The sequence below is a fragment of the Flavobacterium sp. Root420 genome (assembly GCF_001427905.1).
Classification (GTDB): Bacteria; Bacteroidota; Bacteroidia; order Flavobacteriales; family Flavobacteriaceae; genus Flavobacterium.
Map to the genome: position 1 here is coordinate 1 of NZ_LMEF01000033.1, position 14,866 is coordinate 14,866.

General features: G+C 35.4%; 13 protein-coding genes and 1 pseudogene. 8 read left to right on the plus strand and 6 right to left on the minus strand.

All coding sequences use genetic code 11. The annotated features are described in order from the left end of the window. The 5 genes and pseudogenes from ASC72_RS21720 to ASC72_RS21745 all read right to left on the minus strand — a co-directional run. Window positions 1-292: pseudogene (locus ASC72_RS21720) on the minus strand (hypothetical protein); the annotation flags it as partial. Window positions 293-838: 546 nt separating this feature from the next. After that, on the minus strand, window positions 839-1,621 hold the full coding sequence (locus ASC72_RS21730) for a DUF1444 family protein (protein ID WP_056195925.1): 783 nt from the start codon (window positions 1,619-1,621) through the stop codon (window positions 839-841). 215 nt (window positions 1,622-1,836) lie between these two features. Further along, on the minus strand, window positions 1,837-2,913 hold the full coding sequence (gene cydB / locus ASC72_RS21735; RefSeq protein WP_056195928.1) for a cytochrome d ubiquinol oxidase subunit II: 1,077 nt from the start codon (window positions 2,911-2,913) through the stop codon (window positions 1,837-1,839). Window positions 2,914-2,915: 2 nt separating this feature from the next. Beyond that, the gene (locus tag ASC72_RS21740) at window positions 2,916-4,262 is read right to left on the minus strand and encodes a cytochrome ubiquinol oxidase subunit I (protein WP_056196429.1); all 1,347 of its coding nucleotides are present in this window, start codon (window positions 4,260-4,262) and stop codon (window positions 2,916-2,918) included. 460 nt (window positions 4,263-4,722) lie between these two features. Continuing rightward, window positions 4,723-5,316 (minus strand): HD family hydrolase, encoded by a 594-nt coding sequence (locus ASC72_RS21745; RefSeq protein ID WP_056195929.1) that lies wholly within the window; start codon window positions 5,314-5,316, stop codon window positions 4,723-4,725. A gap of 302 nt (window positions 5,317-5,618) precedes the next feature. On the opposite strand from ASC72_RS21745, the gene ASC72_RS21750 reads away from it, so the two are divergent. From ASC72_RS21750 to ASC72_RS21765, 4 genes are all read left to right on the plus strand, one after another. Continuing rightward, window positions 5,619-7,034 carry a rhodanese-like domain-containing protein gene (locus ASC72_RS21750; RefSeq protein ID WP_056195932.1) on the plus strand — a complete coding sequence of 472 codons (1,416 nt, stop codon included), beginning with the start codon at window positions 5,619-5,621 and terminating at the stop codon, window positions 7,032-7,034. A gap of 139 nt (window positions 7,035-7,173) precedes the next feature. After that, complete coding sequence (locus ASC72_RS21755; protein ID WP_056195935.1) at window positions 7,174-7,737, plus strand: YeeE/YedE family protein; 564 nt, start codon at window positions 7,174-7,176, stop codon at window positions 7,735-7,737. A 10-nt stretch (window positions 7,738-7,747) separates the two neighbouring features. Beyond that, the gene (locus ASC72_RS21760; RefSeq protein ID WP_056195938.1) at window positions 7,748-8,227 is read left to right on the plus strand and encodes a DUF6691 family protein; all 480 of its coding nucleotides are present in this window, start codon (window positions 7,748-7,750) and stop codon (window positions 8,225-8,227) included. A gap of 28 nt (window positions 8,228-8,255) precedes the next feature. Continuing rightward, window positions 8,256-8,771, plus strand: a complete 516-nt coding sequence (locus ASC72_RS21765; RefSeq protein ID WP_056195940.1) for a GNAT family N-acetyltransferase — start codon at window positions 8,256-8,258, stop codon at window positions 8,769-8,771. A 93-nt stretch (window positions 8,772-8,864) separates the two neighbouring features. Here the strand turns inward: ASC72_RS21765 and ASC72_RS21770 are convergent, their stop codons facing one another. Next, window positions 8,865-9,638, minus strand: a complete 774-nt coding sequence (locus ASC72_RS21770) for a DeoR/GlpR family DNA-binding transcription regulator (protein ID WP_056195943.1) — start codon at window positions 9,636-9,638, stop codon at window positions 8,865-8,867. Window positions 9,639-9,793: 155 nt separating this feature from the next. On the opposite strand from ASC72_RS21770, the gene ASC72_RS21775 reads away from it, so the two are divergent. The 4 genes from ASC72_RS21775 to ASC72_RS21790 are packed head-to-tail and all read left to right on the plus strand — an operon-like array spanning window position 9,794 to window position 14,442. After that, window positions 9,794-11,371 carry a glycerol-3-phosphate dehydrogenase/oxidase gene (locus tag ASC72_RS21775; RefSeq protein ID WP_056195946.1) on the plus strand — a complete coding sequence of 526 codons (1,578 nt, stop codon included), beginning with the start codon at window positions 9,794-9,796 and terminating at the stop codon, window positions 11,369-11,371. Window positions 11,372-11,402: 31 nt separating this feature from the next. Continuing rightward, complete coding sequence (gene glpK / locus ASC72_RS21780; RefSeq protein ID WP_056195949.1) at window positions 11,403-12,899, plus strand: glycerol kinase GlpK; 1,497 nt, start codon at window positions 11,403-11,405, stop codon at window positions 12,897-12,899. Between the two features lie 15 nt (window positions 12,900-12,914). After that, complete coding sequence (locus ASC72_RS21785) at window positions 12,915-13,646, plus strand: MIP/aquaporin family protein (protein ID WP_056195951.1); 732 nt, start codon at window positions 12,915-12,917, stop codon at window positions 13,644-13,646. 28 nt (window positions 13,647-13,674) lie between these two features. Further along, entirely contained in the window at window positions 13,675-14,442 is a 768-nt protein-coding gene (locus ASC72_RS21790) for a hypothetical protein (protein ID WP_056195953.1), read from the plus strand. Window positions 14,443-14,866 lie beyond the last annotated feature (424 nt).

Below are 14,866 nucleotides of genomic sequence, written 5' to 3' on the forward strand. Positions count from 1 at the left end.
AAGCATTGGTAAAAGCATTGGTAAGTCCAATTGACTCATCCTTTTTGATCCTGTTTCTGTGATTATAAAGGTTTATTTCACTGCTGTCCTGAATACACAAAACAGATTTATCTTCAACGCAGCTTACACAATTAAAAGACATGTTCTTTATAATATCAGCTTCACTAACATTATCATTTTGTAAAAATCGGTAAATCACTTTGGCTTCAGCGTCACTTTCTGCTAATTGTCTTATCGAATAAATACTATTAGCAAACAAGCGATTGAGAATAGAATTACCTCTATTCAACAATCGCTTGTCTTTTAAATTTTTAAAATATCTAGTCTGCACTTTTTCTCAAATATAATTAAAAAAAAATATTTGTGTCCAGACGGTAGGCTAAAAAACCTTGTTTTTCTAAATCGGGAGATACCGCTGCTATCCCTAACGCAGACTTGGGTAAATTGAGGTTTTCGGTATCTATTTTTCTATCTTATGCTCTGCCAACCAAACAGAATCATTTGCTTTTGTTGTATAATTCCATAAAATCTCTCTGTTAATATTTCTAGATACAAGCAATTTGCCATTTTGGACTTTCCATTCTTCATTATAAAATTTTAAAACATGGATAACATTTTGAACATGAGTCTTAGAAAGTAAATCTGGCGCATCGATAAGTTCATCTTGTTGAAAAACAATTAGGAATGTATTTTACATATTTATAATTTGATATTCTTTTATTCCATGTTTCTTCTCGTCTTTCATGAATTCTATCTGAATTAAAATACCATTTTTGAAAAAGAAATTTTCCTACTATAATTAAAACAAAAGCTAAAAATATAATTACTAGTTTTTTCTTCATAACACTTCAAACTTTCCATTTCGCAATTCAAATATTTTATCAGAAACGATATGATTACCAGTTTCATTAATGTTTTTTACCGAATCATAAAGTCGATGCAAATTCTTAGAGTCTTTACTTCCTGTTATTAATAATACATCTCTTGAAGGAATTCCAATAACAATATTACCAGCTACCAAAAAATTCTCATGATTCCAAATATTTAATAAAATTAAACTTGATTCATAATTTCCACCAGCTGTCAACATAAAATATCCATTTTCGCCATGACGTTTCATTTCGAAGTTATTTGAAAGATTTTCAAGTGCCTTTTCTCTTAAATTTTCAATTGAAAAATTTATCTCTTCTAAATTATCTTTGGAGATATAATGAATTGAATTTTCACGGTCTTCAACGTAGAAAATAATTAATTCTTCATTGTAAAATTCGTAAATGTGATTTTTTTCAAAATCAGTATTTATCTCTTCTAAACTTTGTATAAATCTTCTGTCCTTAACAACAGGTAGAATTCTTTCTTCATCTAACAGTTCTTTTGGCAGAAACATTGCAGATAGACCATTTACATATTTTTCAATAATCTCTTTAATAAATTTTGAGTCATTTATGTATTCTGAATAGGCATTATTTAAAAAGTGCTGATGTTTGCCTTCATTAAATTCACTTTCAACATCAAGTTCATTTATTAAAGTAATTTTTAATCCTTTGACTTTTTTAGCCAATTGCTTAGCAAATTTTGTAGAAAACTCAGTTTCAGAAAGTAACTTCTTTTTAAAAAACATAAATTATTAATACTTTTAAATTGTATTTATCTATTGACCAGCGGTTGGTTTTAACCAACCGCTGGTCAAAAATTTTCTCTCTCCTTTAGTCAAATATAATAACATTTTTACTAAAGCTACTTCAATCTAAAATTAAAAAACCGTTGATTAAAACCAACGGCTATTCATATAAATTAATTCGTGAAAATTTGTGTAATTCGTGGCAAAAAAACATTTTAATGCTCTCCATACCCAACATCATCCATCTTCCCGTTAAAAACACGATATTGAATAATAAAATAAATAATTACCAAAAACAAAGCGATAAAAAACCAACTCAGACCAGCGTTCAAACCATATTCTCCAGCAGCAGTATTATAAATTGTTAAGGACGGATTTACATTATTCGTCGAAGGCAAAACATTCGGGAAAATGGAAACAGCAGTTGAAGCAAATCCTCCAACCAAAAACAAAGTGGAGAATATAAAGGCCTGGCCGTCTTTTTTGAAGGAACGCACTTTGAATAATCCTAAAATACCAACAAAAGTCATGATTGGGAAAAACCAAAGAATTGGGTTTTCAATAAAATTACGAAACGGTTGAGGTTCGATAAAGTGCCAAATTCCTAAAGAGATGAAAACTAAAATAAGTAAGACAATATTCAGTTTAAAAACGATATTTTTAAGTTGTTCATTTAAAGATGAATTGGTTTTAAAAATAATCCAGTTCGCACCGTGAATCGTTAAAGCCACAACACTAACAATCCCGAGGAAAAGCGTAAACCAATCTATAATTCCCAATTCATTTGCCTGCGGGCTGAAGGTTGGATTCCATAAAGGCAAAAAGAAAAAATGGGGTTCCTGCGTTGAAACTCCGTTTTGCACCATTCCAAGGTTGACACCGCGAACAATATTTCCCAAAGCAATTCCGAAAAACAAAGCCAAAAGCAAACTCGCAATTCCGAATGCTTTATCCCAAATCGCTTCCCACATCGGGTGATGCACCTGTCCGCGCATTTCTAATCCGATCGCACGGAAAATCAAAAGCCATAAAATCATTATCAACGGCAAATAAAATCCGCTGAAAGAGGAGGCATATAAAGTTGGAAAAGCAAAAAACAAAACACCCCCGGCGGCGATAATCCAAACTTCATTGGCATCCCAAAACGGACCAATCGCGTTTGTTATTGCTTTTTTATCTTTTTCTGTATTGGCAAAAAACAAATGAATAATTCCTGCTCCAAAATCATAACCGTCCAATACAATATAAACGGCCAAAATTCCCATTAAAACTACGTACCAAAAAAATTCCATACCTATATTTTTTCTGTTGAAAGGTCCACATTATGAGGTCCTTTATTGATAATTTTTCCAATCAAAAGCAAAAACAGCATTCCGAGTAAAAGGTACAATCCGATAAAACCTAATAAAGTAAACAAGGTATTTCCGGACGAAACGGTGGGTGATGCGCCTGCTGCAGTTCGCATTAAATTGTAAACCAGCCATGGTTGTCTTCCTAACTCGGCAGTATACCAGCCTGTAGTATTCGCGATATACGGAAACGGCATCATAAACATAAGCGACCATAAAATCCATTTGGTCTCAAACAATTTTCCTCTGATTAATTGAAAAAGAGAAAGGACCATCAAACCAATAAATACCGTTCCAAGTCCCACCATAATATGATAGGCATAATACAAACCTGAAATATTAGTTGGATGCAGATCTTCTTCAAACTGATCTAAACCCTTAATTTCCTGATCCCAATTTCCATACGTCAGGAAACTTAAAATATTCGGAACCGCGATTTTATTGTCCAGTTTTTTATCTTTTACATCGGGCTGACCGATTAAGACAATTTCAGAACCTTTTTTCTCGGTATGAAAAATCCCTTCCATCGCAGCAAAAGTTACAGGTTGGTATTTCACCACATTTTTCGCCAATAAATCTCCCGTTGGAACGGCCACAATTATACTCGAAATCAATCCGAAAACAACACCTGTTTTAAGAAATAATCTCCCGAAGGAAACATTCTTCTGACTCAAAATATAAAAAGCACCAATTCCGGCCACAACAAAAGAACTCGTAACCAAAGAAGCAGCCTGATTGTGCAAATAAGAAGGCCAAAGCCACGGATTCAGGAATAAAGCTTTAAAATTCGTCAGTACAAATTTTCCGTTTTCGAGAATTTCATATCCCACCGGATTCTGCATCCAGGAATGTGTGGCTATAATTAAATAACCGCTGGCCCAGGAACCAATCATGATTAGCACGCCGGTTACAAAATGCCATTTATGTCCGAGGAGTTTCTCTCCAAATAAAAATATACCCAAAAATGAAGATTCTAAGAAGAAAGAGAACATTCCTTCCATCGCTAAAGTCTGACCAATAATGCCACCGGTTAATTCAGAAAATTTAGCCCAATTGGTTCCGAATTGAAACTCCATTGGAATTCCGGTAACCACGCCCATTGCAAAATTCAGGGCAAAAATTTTCATCCAGAAATGTGTGGCGTGATTGTATTGTTCGTTTTGAGTTTTAAGATATTTCCATTTGAAATAAACAATGATCAAAGAAAGACCCATTGTAAGTTGCGGAAAAAGATAGTGAAAGGTAATAGTGAAGGCAAATTGCATTCGGTCATAAAAAAGCATTTCTTCCATTATAGTGGTATTTGTTTTATGAAGTTCCACAAATTTACCCATTAAAACCCGAAATCTCCTCCTTTAAAAAAAGTTTATATGCTTGTATTTGTTAAACTTTTCAACAATTTGAAAAGTAAAATTCACACTTGTAGTTTGAGACAACTTTGTCAAAGTTTATCATTTCGACCTACGGAGAAATCCTCGCAAATAACTCCGCAAAGAGAAGCCAATCTTTGTCGAGCTTCTAACGAGGATTTCTCCTTCCTCGAAATGACAAGATTGAGTATAGGAATATTTTTTTTAGACAAAAATCAAAAATATTTTCTCAAAATAAATATGCGTATGTCAAACATAGCCCGCGGTTTCAACCACGGGGACACAATGCATATATCCCGTTTCTCCCTGACGTACGGTTCCAACCTCGGGAACGCATGCGTAATTACCATACGTTTCCCACGGTTGAAACCGTGGGCTATGTTTAATCATCTTTCAAAATTCCTTTTTCAACACTTTCATTTATCAAACCTTCAGCGTAATTCCATAAAGTTGTGGAGCCTTCTTTTATGATGCTCTTTTTTTCGTAAACCTTTTTATAAGACACACCAAACTCTTTCCAGGTTCCTCCGTCGTTGGAGGTATTTTGCAATAAGGGTTCTAATCTGTCCATTGATTTTGCGAATTTGGCTTCGTTGGTTTCGCCTGCTTCAAATTCTTCCCAAATGGCGATCATATCCTCAGCCTGTTTCTTTGGAAGCAAACCAAAAATACGGTTCGCCGCTAATCGTTCTTCATCTGTATTCAAATGATTTTTTACTGTATCGTAAATAAACACATCGCCAGCATCGATTTCTACTATATCATGGATCAAAACCATTTTTACTACTTTCAAAACATCAATCGGTTGATCGGAATGTTCAGCCAGAACAATCGCCATTAAAGCCAAATGCCAGCTGTGTTCGGCATCATTTTTATTTCGGTCGCTATTAAAGAGTTTCGTTTTTCGCTGAATGTATTTTACTTTATCAATTTCTTTTATAAAAGCAATTTGATCTAATAAGTCTGCTGTGTTCATAATGTTTAGTGTAGAGTCGTAAAATTACGCAGATTTTTTTTTCACCATATAAGTTATATAAGTTCATTTAATTGCGGTGCGTTATAATTGCTTATATAACTTATATGGTAAAAAAAACATAACGATTTATGATCTCATATAATTTCAGCACGATTTAGACTCCAACTTATAATTACTTATATGACTTATATGGTAAAACCCGCCAAATGTTTTTCCGCAAAAAGTGAATTTCTGTAACATTAGTCACTTATTTTCCGAAAAAACAAAGTTACCTTTGTGGAACTTATTTTAGATTTCATATCATGAAAATTGAACAAATTTACACCGGATGCCTTGCGCAGGGTGCCTACTATATAACGTCAAACGGAGAAGCTGCGATAATTGATCCGCTTAGAGAAATTCAGCCTTATTTGGATCGTTTGGAACGCGATGCCGTTAAGCTGAAATACATCTTTGAAACGCATTTCCATGCTGATTTCGTTTCTGGTCATATTGATTTAAGCAAAGAGACCGAAGCTCCAATTGTTTACGGACCAAATGCGGCCTGTGAATTTGATTGTATTTCTGCTAAAGACGGACAAGAATTTAAAATCGGGAAAATTACAATCAAAGCGTTACATACTCCAGGTCACACCATGGAAAGCACGACTTATTTATTGATTGACGAAAACGGAAAAGATCATGCGATTTTTTCTGGAGACACTTTATTTATAGGCGATGTTGGCCGTCCGGATTTAGCACAAAAAGCAGCCGGAATGACACAGGATCAATTGGCGGGAATTTTATTTCATTCTTTAAGAGATAAAATAATGACTTTGGCTAATGACATAATCGTTTATCCGGCGCACGGTGCGGGAAGTGCCTGCGGAAAAAACATGAGCAAAGAAACGGTTTCGACCATCGGAAATCAGAAAGCAACGAATTATGCTTTGCGTGCCGATATGACCGAAGCCGAATTTATCGAAGAAGTTACCGATGGATTATTACCTCCTCCAGCTTATTTCAGCATGAACGTAGCCATGAATAAAGGCGGTTACGAAAGCTTCGAATCGGTTTTGCATAACGGAATGAAAGCAATTGATGTTAAAGATTTTGAGGCTGTCGCCGAAGAAACCGGAGCATTGATTTTAGATACCCGAAAAAGCGGTGACTTTTATAAAGGATTTATTCCGCAATCTATTAATATTGGAGTCAACGGCGATTTTGCACCCTGGGTTGGAACTTTAATTGCCAATGTAAAACAACCAATTATATTAGTAACCGAAAATGGTTTGGAAGAAGAAACTGTAACCCGTTTAAGTCGTGTGGGTTTTGATTCGATTATCGGACATTTGAATGGAGGTTTTGAAGCCTGGCAAAAAGCAGGTTTTGAAGTGGATACGGTTAACCGAATCTCAGCAGAACAATTTGCCAGTAAATTTAATATCAAAGAAGATAAAGTTGTGGATGTTCGTAAAGAAACGGAATATGAAGCAGAACATATCGAGGATGCTTACAGTAAACCTTTAGCCTATATTAATGATTGGGTAAAAGATATTAATCCGAACGAGCATTTTTACCTGCATTGCGCTGGTGGATACCGAAGTATGATTGCAGCGTCAATTTTACAAGCGCGCGGTTTCAGAAATTTTACCGAAATTGACGGAGGTTTTGGAGCCATTGCAAAAACAAATATCCCAAAATCAGATTTCGTTTATCAAAGCAAAGTATTAAAATAAAGGTTCTGAGTTGCTAAGATTCTAAGGTTCTAAGATTTTTTGACCTTAAAGCTTAATAATTCATAACCTAAAAAAAATAAAACGACAAAGGTTTTTACCTTAGTAACTTAGAATCTTAGCACCTTAGAACCTTAAAAATATGCTAGAAATTATAAAAGAACCTTGGCCTTGGTACGTTGCGGGGCCGTTAATTGGACTGACTGTTCCTATTTTGTTGATTATCGGAAATAAATCTTTCGGGATTAGTTCATCCTTGCGACATATTTGCGCAGCTTGTATTCCCGCAAATATTTCGTTTTTTAAATACGACTGGAAAAAAGAAAGCTGGAATTTATTCTTCGTTTTCGGAATTTTCCTTGGTGGAATTATCGCAGGTTATCTTTTATCCAATCCAAATGCGGTTGAAATTACACCACAGCTTTCTGAACAATTGGCTTCTTATGGAATAACAGATCATTCGGGATTGTTGCCGAAAGAACTTTTTTCATGGGAAAGTTTATTCACGCTTCGTGGTTTTATCATGATTGTGGTGGGTGGATTTTTAGTTGGTTTCGGAACGCGTTACGCGGGCGGATGCACGAGCGGACATGCGATTATGGGAATTTCAAATTTACAATGGCCTTCATTGGTAGCGACAATCTGTTTTATGATTGGCGGTTTTATTATGGCGAATTTGATTTTACCTTATATTCTATCACTTTAAAATTTCAAAAATGAATACTTTAGAAAATAAAAATATTGATACAGAAGGAATCAATGGAAGTCAAATTAAAGATTCGGGATTCTCAAACCTAAAATATCTTTTGGTGGGCATCTTTTTCGGAATTGTATTCGTAAAAGCCGAAATCATCAGCTGGTTCCGTATACAGGAAATGTTTCAATTACAGTCTTTCTTTATGTATGGCGTGATTGGAAGTGCCGTTGTGGTTGGAATAATTTCAGTACAGATCATTAAAAGATTTAATATTAAAACCATTCAGGGCGAAAAAATCGAAATTCAGCCAAAGGTTTTTAGTAAAGGTCAAATTTACGGTGGATTAATGTTCGGATTTGGATGGGCCATTACCGGAGCTTGTCCTGGACCTTTGTTTGCGCAAATAGGAACTGGAGTTACTGTTATTGTGATTACTTTATTAAGTGCGATTGCAGGAACCTGGTTTTATGGTTTGATTAAAGACAAATTGCCTCATTAATTCCTAATATCATAGTTAGACTTCAAAAATGACCTCAACAGAATTACAATTAAGAAAAGCAACTCTTTCAGAAGTACCTCAAATTTGGGAAATTCTGCAAGACGCTATTGAACAAAGACGATTAGAAGGAAGCAAACAATGGCAAGACGGTTATCCCAACGAACTTTCCATTGAAAATGATATCAATAATGGTTTTGGATATGTACTTATAGAAAACGAATCTATTTTATGTTATGCTGCTATTATTTTCGATAAAGAACCGGCTTACGAAGAAATCGAAGGCAAATGGCTTAGTGATGGCGATTATGTTGTGGTACATCGCGTAGCAGTTTCAAAATTGGCAAAAGGAAAAGGCGTTGCTACCAAACTTTTTCAAAAAATAGAAGATTTGGCTGTTCAACAGCATGTCGACAGTATTAAAGTAGATACCAATTTTGATAATGTCCCAATGTTGAAGATTTTAGACAGATTAAATTATACGTATTGTGGCGAAGTCTATTTTAGAGGCGGAGCACGAAGAGCGTATGAGAAAAAGTTAGCTTAAATTACGAATCAAACCCGATAGGTTTTAAAAACCTGTCGGGTTTACTTTTTAAATCTGATAAAACTTATTTTTACCATTATTTAAAAAAGAATTTTAATTAGTGGAGGCAATTATCACTTCGATACCTATTTCTTCTAGTTTCGTTTTGGTTTCGATATCGATACCATCATCTGTAATCAAAACATCAATCTTATCCAGATTACATATTTTACCAAAGCCCCTCACATTCATTTTTGTAGAATCTACCAAAACAATAACCTTTTCTGCCACCGAAATCATGGCTTGATTAAGATGAGCTTCTAATGCATTTGAAGTACTTAATCCAAAATCTAAATGAAGTCCGTCTGCACCTAAAAACAGTTTATTGCAAGAAAACTGACTTAAAATCGCTTCTGAAATAGGACCAACAGCCGAGTTTGAGCTCTTACGAATATCACCACCCAATTGTATCGTATCTACATTTGCTTCCTTACTTAATTCTAATGCCACTTTTAAAGATGGCGTAATCACAGTTAATTTCTGAAAACCCGAAATAATCTGAGCCAGATAATGAACATTTGATCCGGAACCTAATATGATATAATCAGAGTTGCTAATATACTTTAATGCTTCTTTTGCTATTTGCTTTTTTTGCTCTACCTGCATTCCTTCTTTATCACTTAAATCTCTTTCGAAAGCATAAATAGGCTGTTTGCTTGCACCGCCATGCGTACGGTGCAGTAAGTTTTCATTTTCTAAAAAGTTCAAATCCTTTCTTATTGTTACGGTTGAAACATTAAGACTTTCGCACAAATCAGCCACATTTACATGTCCATTTTTATCCAGTTCTTTCAGTATTTCTTCTTGTCTTTTATTTATAATAACCATAATAGCGTAATAATATTAAGATTTTTAAAGCTATAAATGTACGATAAAATAATAATTCAAAAAAAACCTTATTTTATTACTTTGATTTCGTTTAGTTTCGTTAATTTTGCTTTAACGAAACAAAAAAGAAGAAAAGAAACAAAAACAAACACTAAATGAAACGTTCAGAACAATTATCGAAACTAAAAAACACTGAAAAGTGGGATGTAATTGTAATAGGAGGCGGAGCAAGCGGTCTTGGAACTGCTCTTGATGCTGCAAGCAGAGGTTATAAAACAATTTTAGTCGAAGCAGTAGACTTTGCCAAAGGAACTTCAAGCCGAAGCACAAAATTAGTTCATGGTGGTGTACGTTACTTGGAACAAGGAGATGTGCATTTGGTAAAAGAAGCCCTTAAAGAAAGAGGCCTTATGGCACAAAATGCCGGTCATTTAGTCAAAAACCAATCCTTTGTAATCCCTAATTACAATTGGTGGGGCGGCTATTTTTATACCATTGGTTTAACCATTTATGATTTATTGGCCGGACGTTTAAGCTTAGGCCGTTCCAAATATATTTCGAAAAGAAAAACAATCGAAATGCTTCCTAATGTAGAGGAAAAAGGTTTAAAAAGTGGTGTTATTTATCATGACGGACAATTTGATGATTCTCGTCTTGCTATAAATATTGCTCAGACTGCAGCAGAAAAAGGCGCTTGTATTTTAAATTACTGCAAGGTGGTAAACTTATTAAAAGACGACAACAATCAGGTTATTGGTGTGCAGGTTCTGGATCAGGAAACAGGAGAAAAATATGATTTAAAAGGATCTGCTGTTATTAATGCAACGGGAGTTTTTACAAATGCCATAATGAAACTAAACGATACTGTTTATAAAAAATATATCGTTCCAAGTCAGGGAATTCACCTGGTGTTCGATAAATCATTTTTACCAGGCGATCATGCGCTAATGATTCCTAAAACAAGTGACGGAAGAGTTTTATTTGCTGTGCCTTGGCATAATCGAATTGTAGTAGGAACAACAGATACATTAATCAAAAAACAAAGCTTAGAGCCTATTGCCTTAGAAAGCGAAATTGAATTTGTACTGGAAACAGCACAACGCTTTTTAGCAAAAAAACCAACCAGAGCCGACGTTCTGTCTGTTTATGCAGGTTTACGTCCTTTGGCAGCACCTGCAGAAGAAGGGAAAAGTACTAAAGAGGTTTCAAGAAGTCATAAAATCATTGTTTCTGAAACCGGCTTAATAACTATTACAGGCGGAAAATGGACCACTTACAGAAAAATTGCCGAAGACATTATAGACAAAGCAATTAAAACACGAAAAATACCTGCAAAAGGCTGTAATACAGAACATCTTGCTATTCATGGCAATCAACCTACTACAACTTTGGACAGAGAAAATCACTTGTATATCTATGGAACGGATATTCCTAAAATAAAAGAATTGCAGCAAAATGAGCCTGAATTAAAAGAAAAGATACATCCAGATCACGAATTTACAATGGCAGAAGCAGTTTGGGCCATTCGATACGAAATGGCAAGAACTGTAGATGATATTTTAGCCAGACGCGTTCGTTTACTATTCTTAGATGCCCGAGCCGCAATTCAGTCCTCTGAAAAAGTAGCACGATTACTCGCTAAGGAACTAGGACATGATGAAGCCTGGATAATTCAGGAAATTTCAAATTTTAAAGAAATTTCAAAAGGATTTCTGTTGTCAGAATTTCAATAAAACTTTATTACTTAACTATATACTATCAGCCATGCAAAACAAACTAATCTTAGCTCTTGACCAGGGAACAACTTCCTCCAGAGCTATTCTATTTAATCACGAAGGAGAAATTGTGAGTATCTCTCAAAAACCGTTTGAGCAAATTTTTCCCACACCAGGATGGGTAGAACATGACCCTAACGAAATCTGGTCTTCGCAAATAAGTACAGCTGCAGAAGTAATTGCCAAAGTAGGAATCTCAGGACGCGAAGTCGCAGCAATTGGAATAACCAATCAACGTGAAACTACTATTGTATGGGACAGAGAAACCAGCGAACCTATTTATAATGCTATTGTTTGGCAAGATCGCAGAACAGCAAAATTCTGTGACGAATTAAAAGCACAAGGTCATGCTGATATGATTCAGAAAAAAACGGGTTTAATTCTCGATGCTTATTTCTCCGGAACAAAAGTAAAATGGATTTTGGATAACGTTCCCGGAGCACGCAAAAAAGCAGAAGAAGGGAAACTTTGTTTTGGAACTGTTGATACGTGGTTAATATGGAAATTAACCCGTGGCAAATTGTTCATGACAGATGTTTCTAATGCCAGCAGAACTTTATTATTCAATATTCATACTTTAGAATGGGATAATGATTTATTAGAATTATTTGATATTCCAAAAGCCATGCTGCCTGAGGTAAAAGAAAGCAGTACTATTTACGGAGAAACCAGCACTACCCTATTTGCTACAAAAATTCCTATTGCCGGAGTTGCCGGAGACCAGCAAGCTGCGCTTTTTGGCCAATTGTGTACCAATTCGGGAATGGTAAAAAACACTTATGGAACAGGTTGTTTTATGCTAATGAATACAGGCGAAAAACCAATTCAATCTACCAACAATTTATTAACTACGATCGCCTGGAAAATCAACGGAAAAACAACCTATGCTTTAGAAGGCAGTGTTTTTGTTGGAGGAGCCGCTGTACAATGGTTACGAGACGGAGCAAAAATGATCAACTCATCAGAAGAAATAGAAGCTCTTGCGTCTAGTGTTCCTGATAACGGCGGGGTTTATTTTGTTCCTGCATTAACCGGCTTAGGGGCTCCTTACTGGGATCAATATGCGAGAGGTGCAATGTTCGGAATCACCAGAGGAACTACCAATGCACATATTGCCCGTGCAACTTTAGAAGGAATTGCTTATCAGGTAAACGATTTGGTTAAAGCTATGGAAGCTGATTTTGGCGACAAAGGAAAAGAACTAAGAGTTGACGGAGGTGCTGCGACAAATAATTTACTGATGCAATTTCAATCAGACATTTTTGGGTCTACCGTTACACGACCAAAAACACTCGAAACCACAGCTCTTGGTGCTGCTTATCTGGCCGGACTTGCGGTAGGATATTGGGCAGATTTAGATGATTTAAAAGAACAATGGTCTATAGACAAGGTGTTTTCGCCAGAAATGGAAGAAAAACAAGTAAATACACTTGTAAAAAACTGGGATAAAGCTGTTAGCCGAGCATCAAACTGGATTGAAGAATAACTAAAAACGAATAATATGACTCCTTTTATAGCAGAAATTTTAGGTACTATGATAATGATTTTATTAGGAAATGGCGTTGTTGCAAACGTTAATCTTAAAGGTACAATTGGTAATAATTCAGGTTGGATTGTAGTTACCAGCGCTTGGGCATTTGCGGTTTTTGTAGGCGTAACTATTGCAGGACCTGTTAGCGGGGCACATTTAAATCCGATTGTTACTCTTGGTTTAGCCCTTATCGGAAAATTTAGTTGGGATTTAGTTCCTATCTATATATTAGGCGAAATGATTGGGGCAATGTTAGGTGCTTTTTTAGTATGGCTATCGCATAAAGATCATTTTGCTGCAACAGAAGACGAGGGCGCTAAGCTTGCTTGTTTTTCTACAGGACCAGCTATTAAAAATAACGTTTCGAATATTATCAGCGAAGCAATTGCCTCTTTCGTATTGATTTTTTCGATCTTTTATATCGCAGGACCAAGCCTCAAAATTGCGAGTGATACCAATGCAACAATTGGATTAGGAACCATTGGCGCACTTCCTGTTGCCATAGTCGTATGGGCAATTGGTTTATCATTAGGAGGAACAACAGGATATGCTATAAATCCCGCAAGAGATTTAGGCCCAAGGATTATGCATGCTATTTTACCCATAAAAGGAAGTAGTAACTGGGGATACGCCTGGATACCTATCGTAGGCCCTGTAATAGGAGCTTCACTGGCTGCTGCATTATACCTCACTCTTAATTAACAACATCTTCTTTTAATCTAAGAATTTTATGAAAAATATTTTTCTTTCTATGATATTAATCATAGGACTAGCTGGCTACGCTCAGAAAACAACGCCGGAAAGCACTACTAGTAAAGAACCAAGCCGATTAAATTTTAATGTTACTCTTGCAACAAGTCATCTCTGGAGAGGACTAATCATTAGCCCAAGTATGACTGCTATGGGAGATATGCATTATACTTTTGATAAAAAACGGAACTTTTCGGTTGGCCTTTGGGGCGGTAACGGGTTTGATGGAAAATATACTGAGATAGATTATTACATCCAATACAAGCATAAAGGACTCACAATTGGTTTATGGGATTTATTCAACACTACAAATGTTGAACACCCGGAAGTTTTCAATTATGATAAAAACACTACAACACATCTTATTGATTTGAGAACTTCTTATCGCTTTTCTGAGGAATTTCCTTTACGAATTGAAGCTGACATTATTCTTTATGGAAATGACAAAGAACTAAAACCTGATCTTGATTATAAAAACAGATACTCCACTTACATAGAGTTAGGATATCCTTTGATAAAAAATGAACAAATTACGTTAGACACTTATATAGGTGCAGGATTTTCACTTGACGGGAAATCGAATCTGTATTCTTCTAATACAGATCATAATGTCAATATCGTCAATGCAGGTTTTAAAGCTTCTAAGGATATTTCAATATTTCAATATAAGCTTCCTGTTTTTGCAGTCATTATGTGGAATCCGGCTGAAAAATATACCCGTATGCAATTAGGAGTTTCGTTATTTTAAGCTAACTTTTATTCTATTATTTTACAAATTAAAACCCGACAAGTTTTTAAAATCTGTCGGGTTTGTCGTTTTGTGTACTTGCGTGAGGGATAGAAGCTATCCGCCGCAGCGGAGCGGATAGCCCGACAGCATCCTGATGAGAGGGCGTATATGCACAAAGTAAATTTGCCCTCTCATCAGGATGGTGGCACGCCCCTATTGATTTTAGATTTTAGATTTTAGATTTTAGATTTTAGATTTTAGATTTTAGATTTTAGATTTTAGATTTTGTAAACCCGACCGGGTTTAAAAAACCGGTCGGGTTTAAACTTGGCGTACAATAACTTTATCAAAGTTTTAAACTTTGATAAAGATGAGCTGAGCTTTCATTTATAAATCAAAATTTTTCTATTATATTTACACTAATTACATAGACTAAGTATAG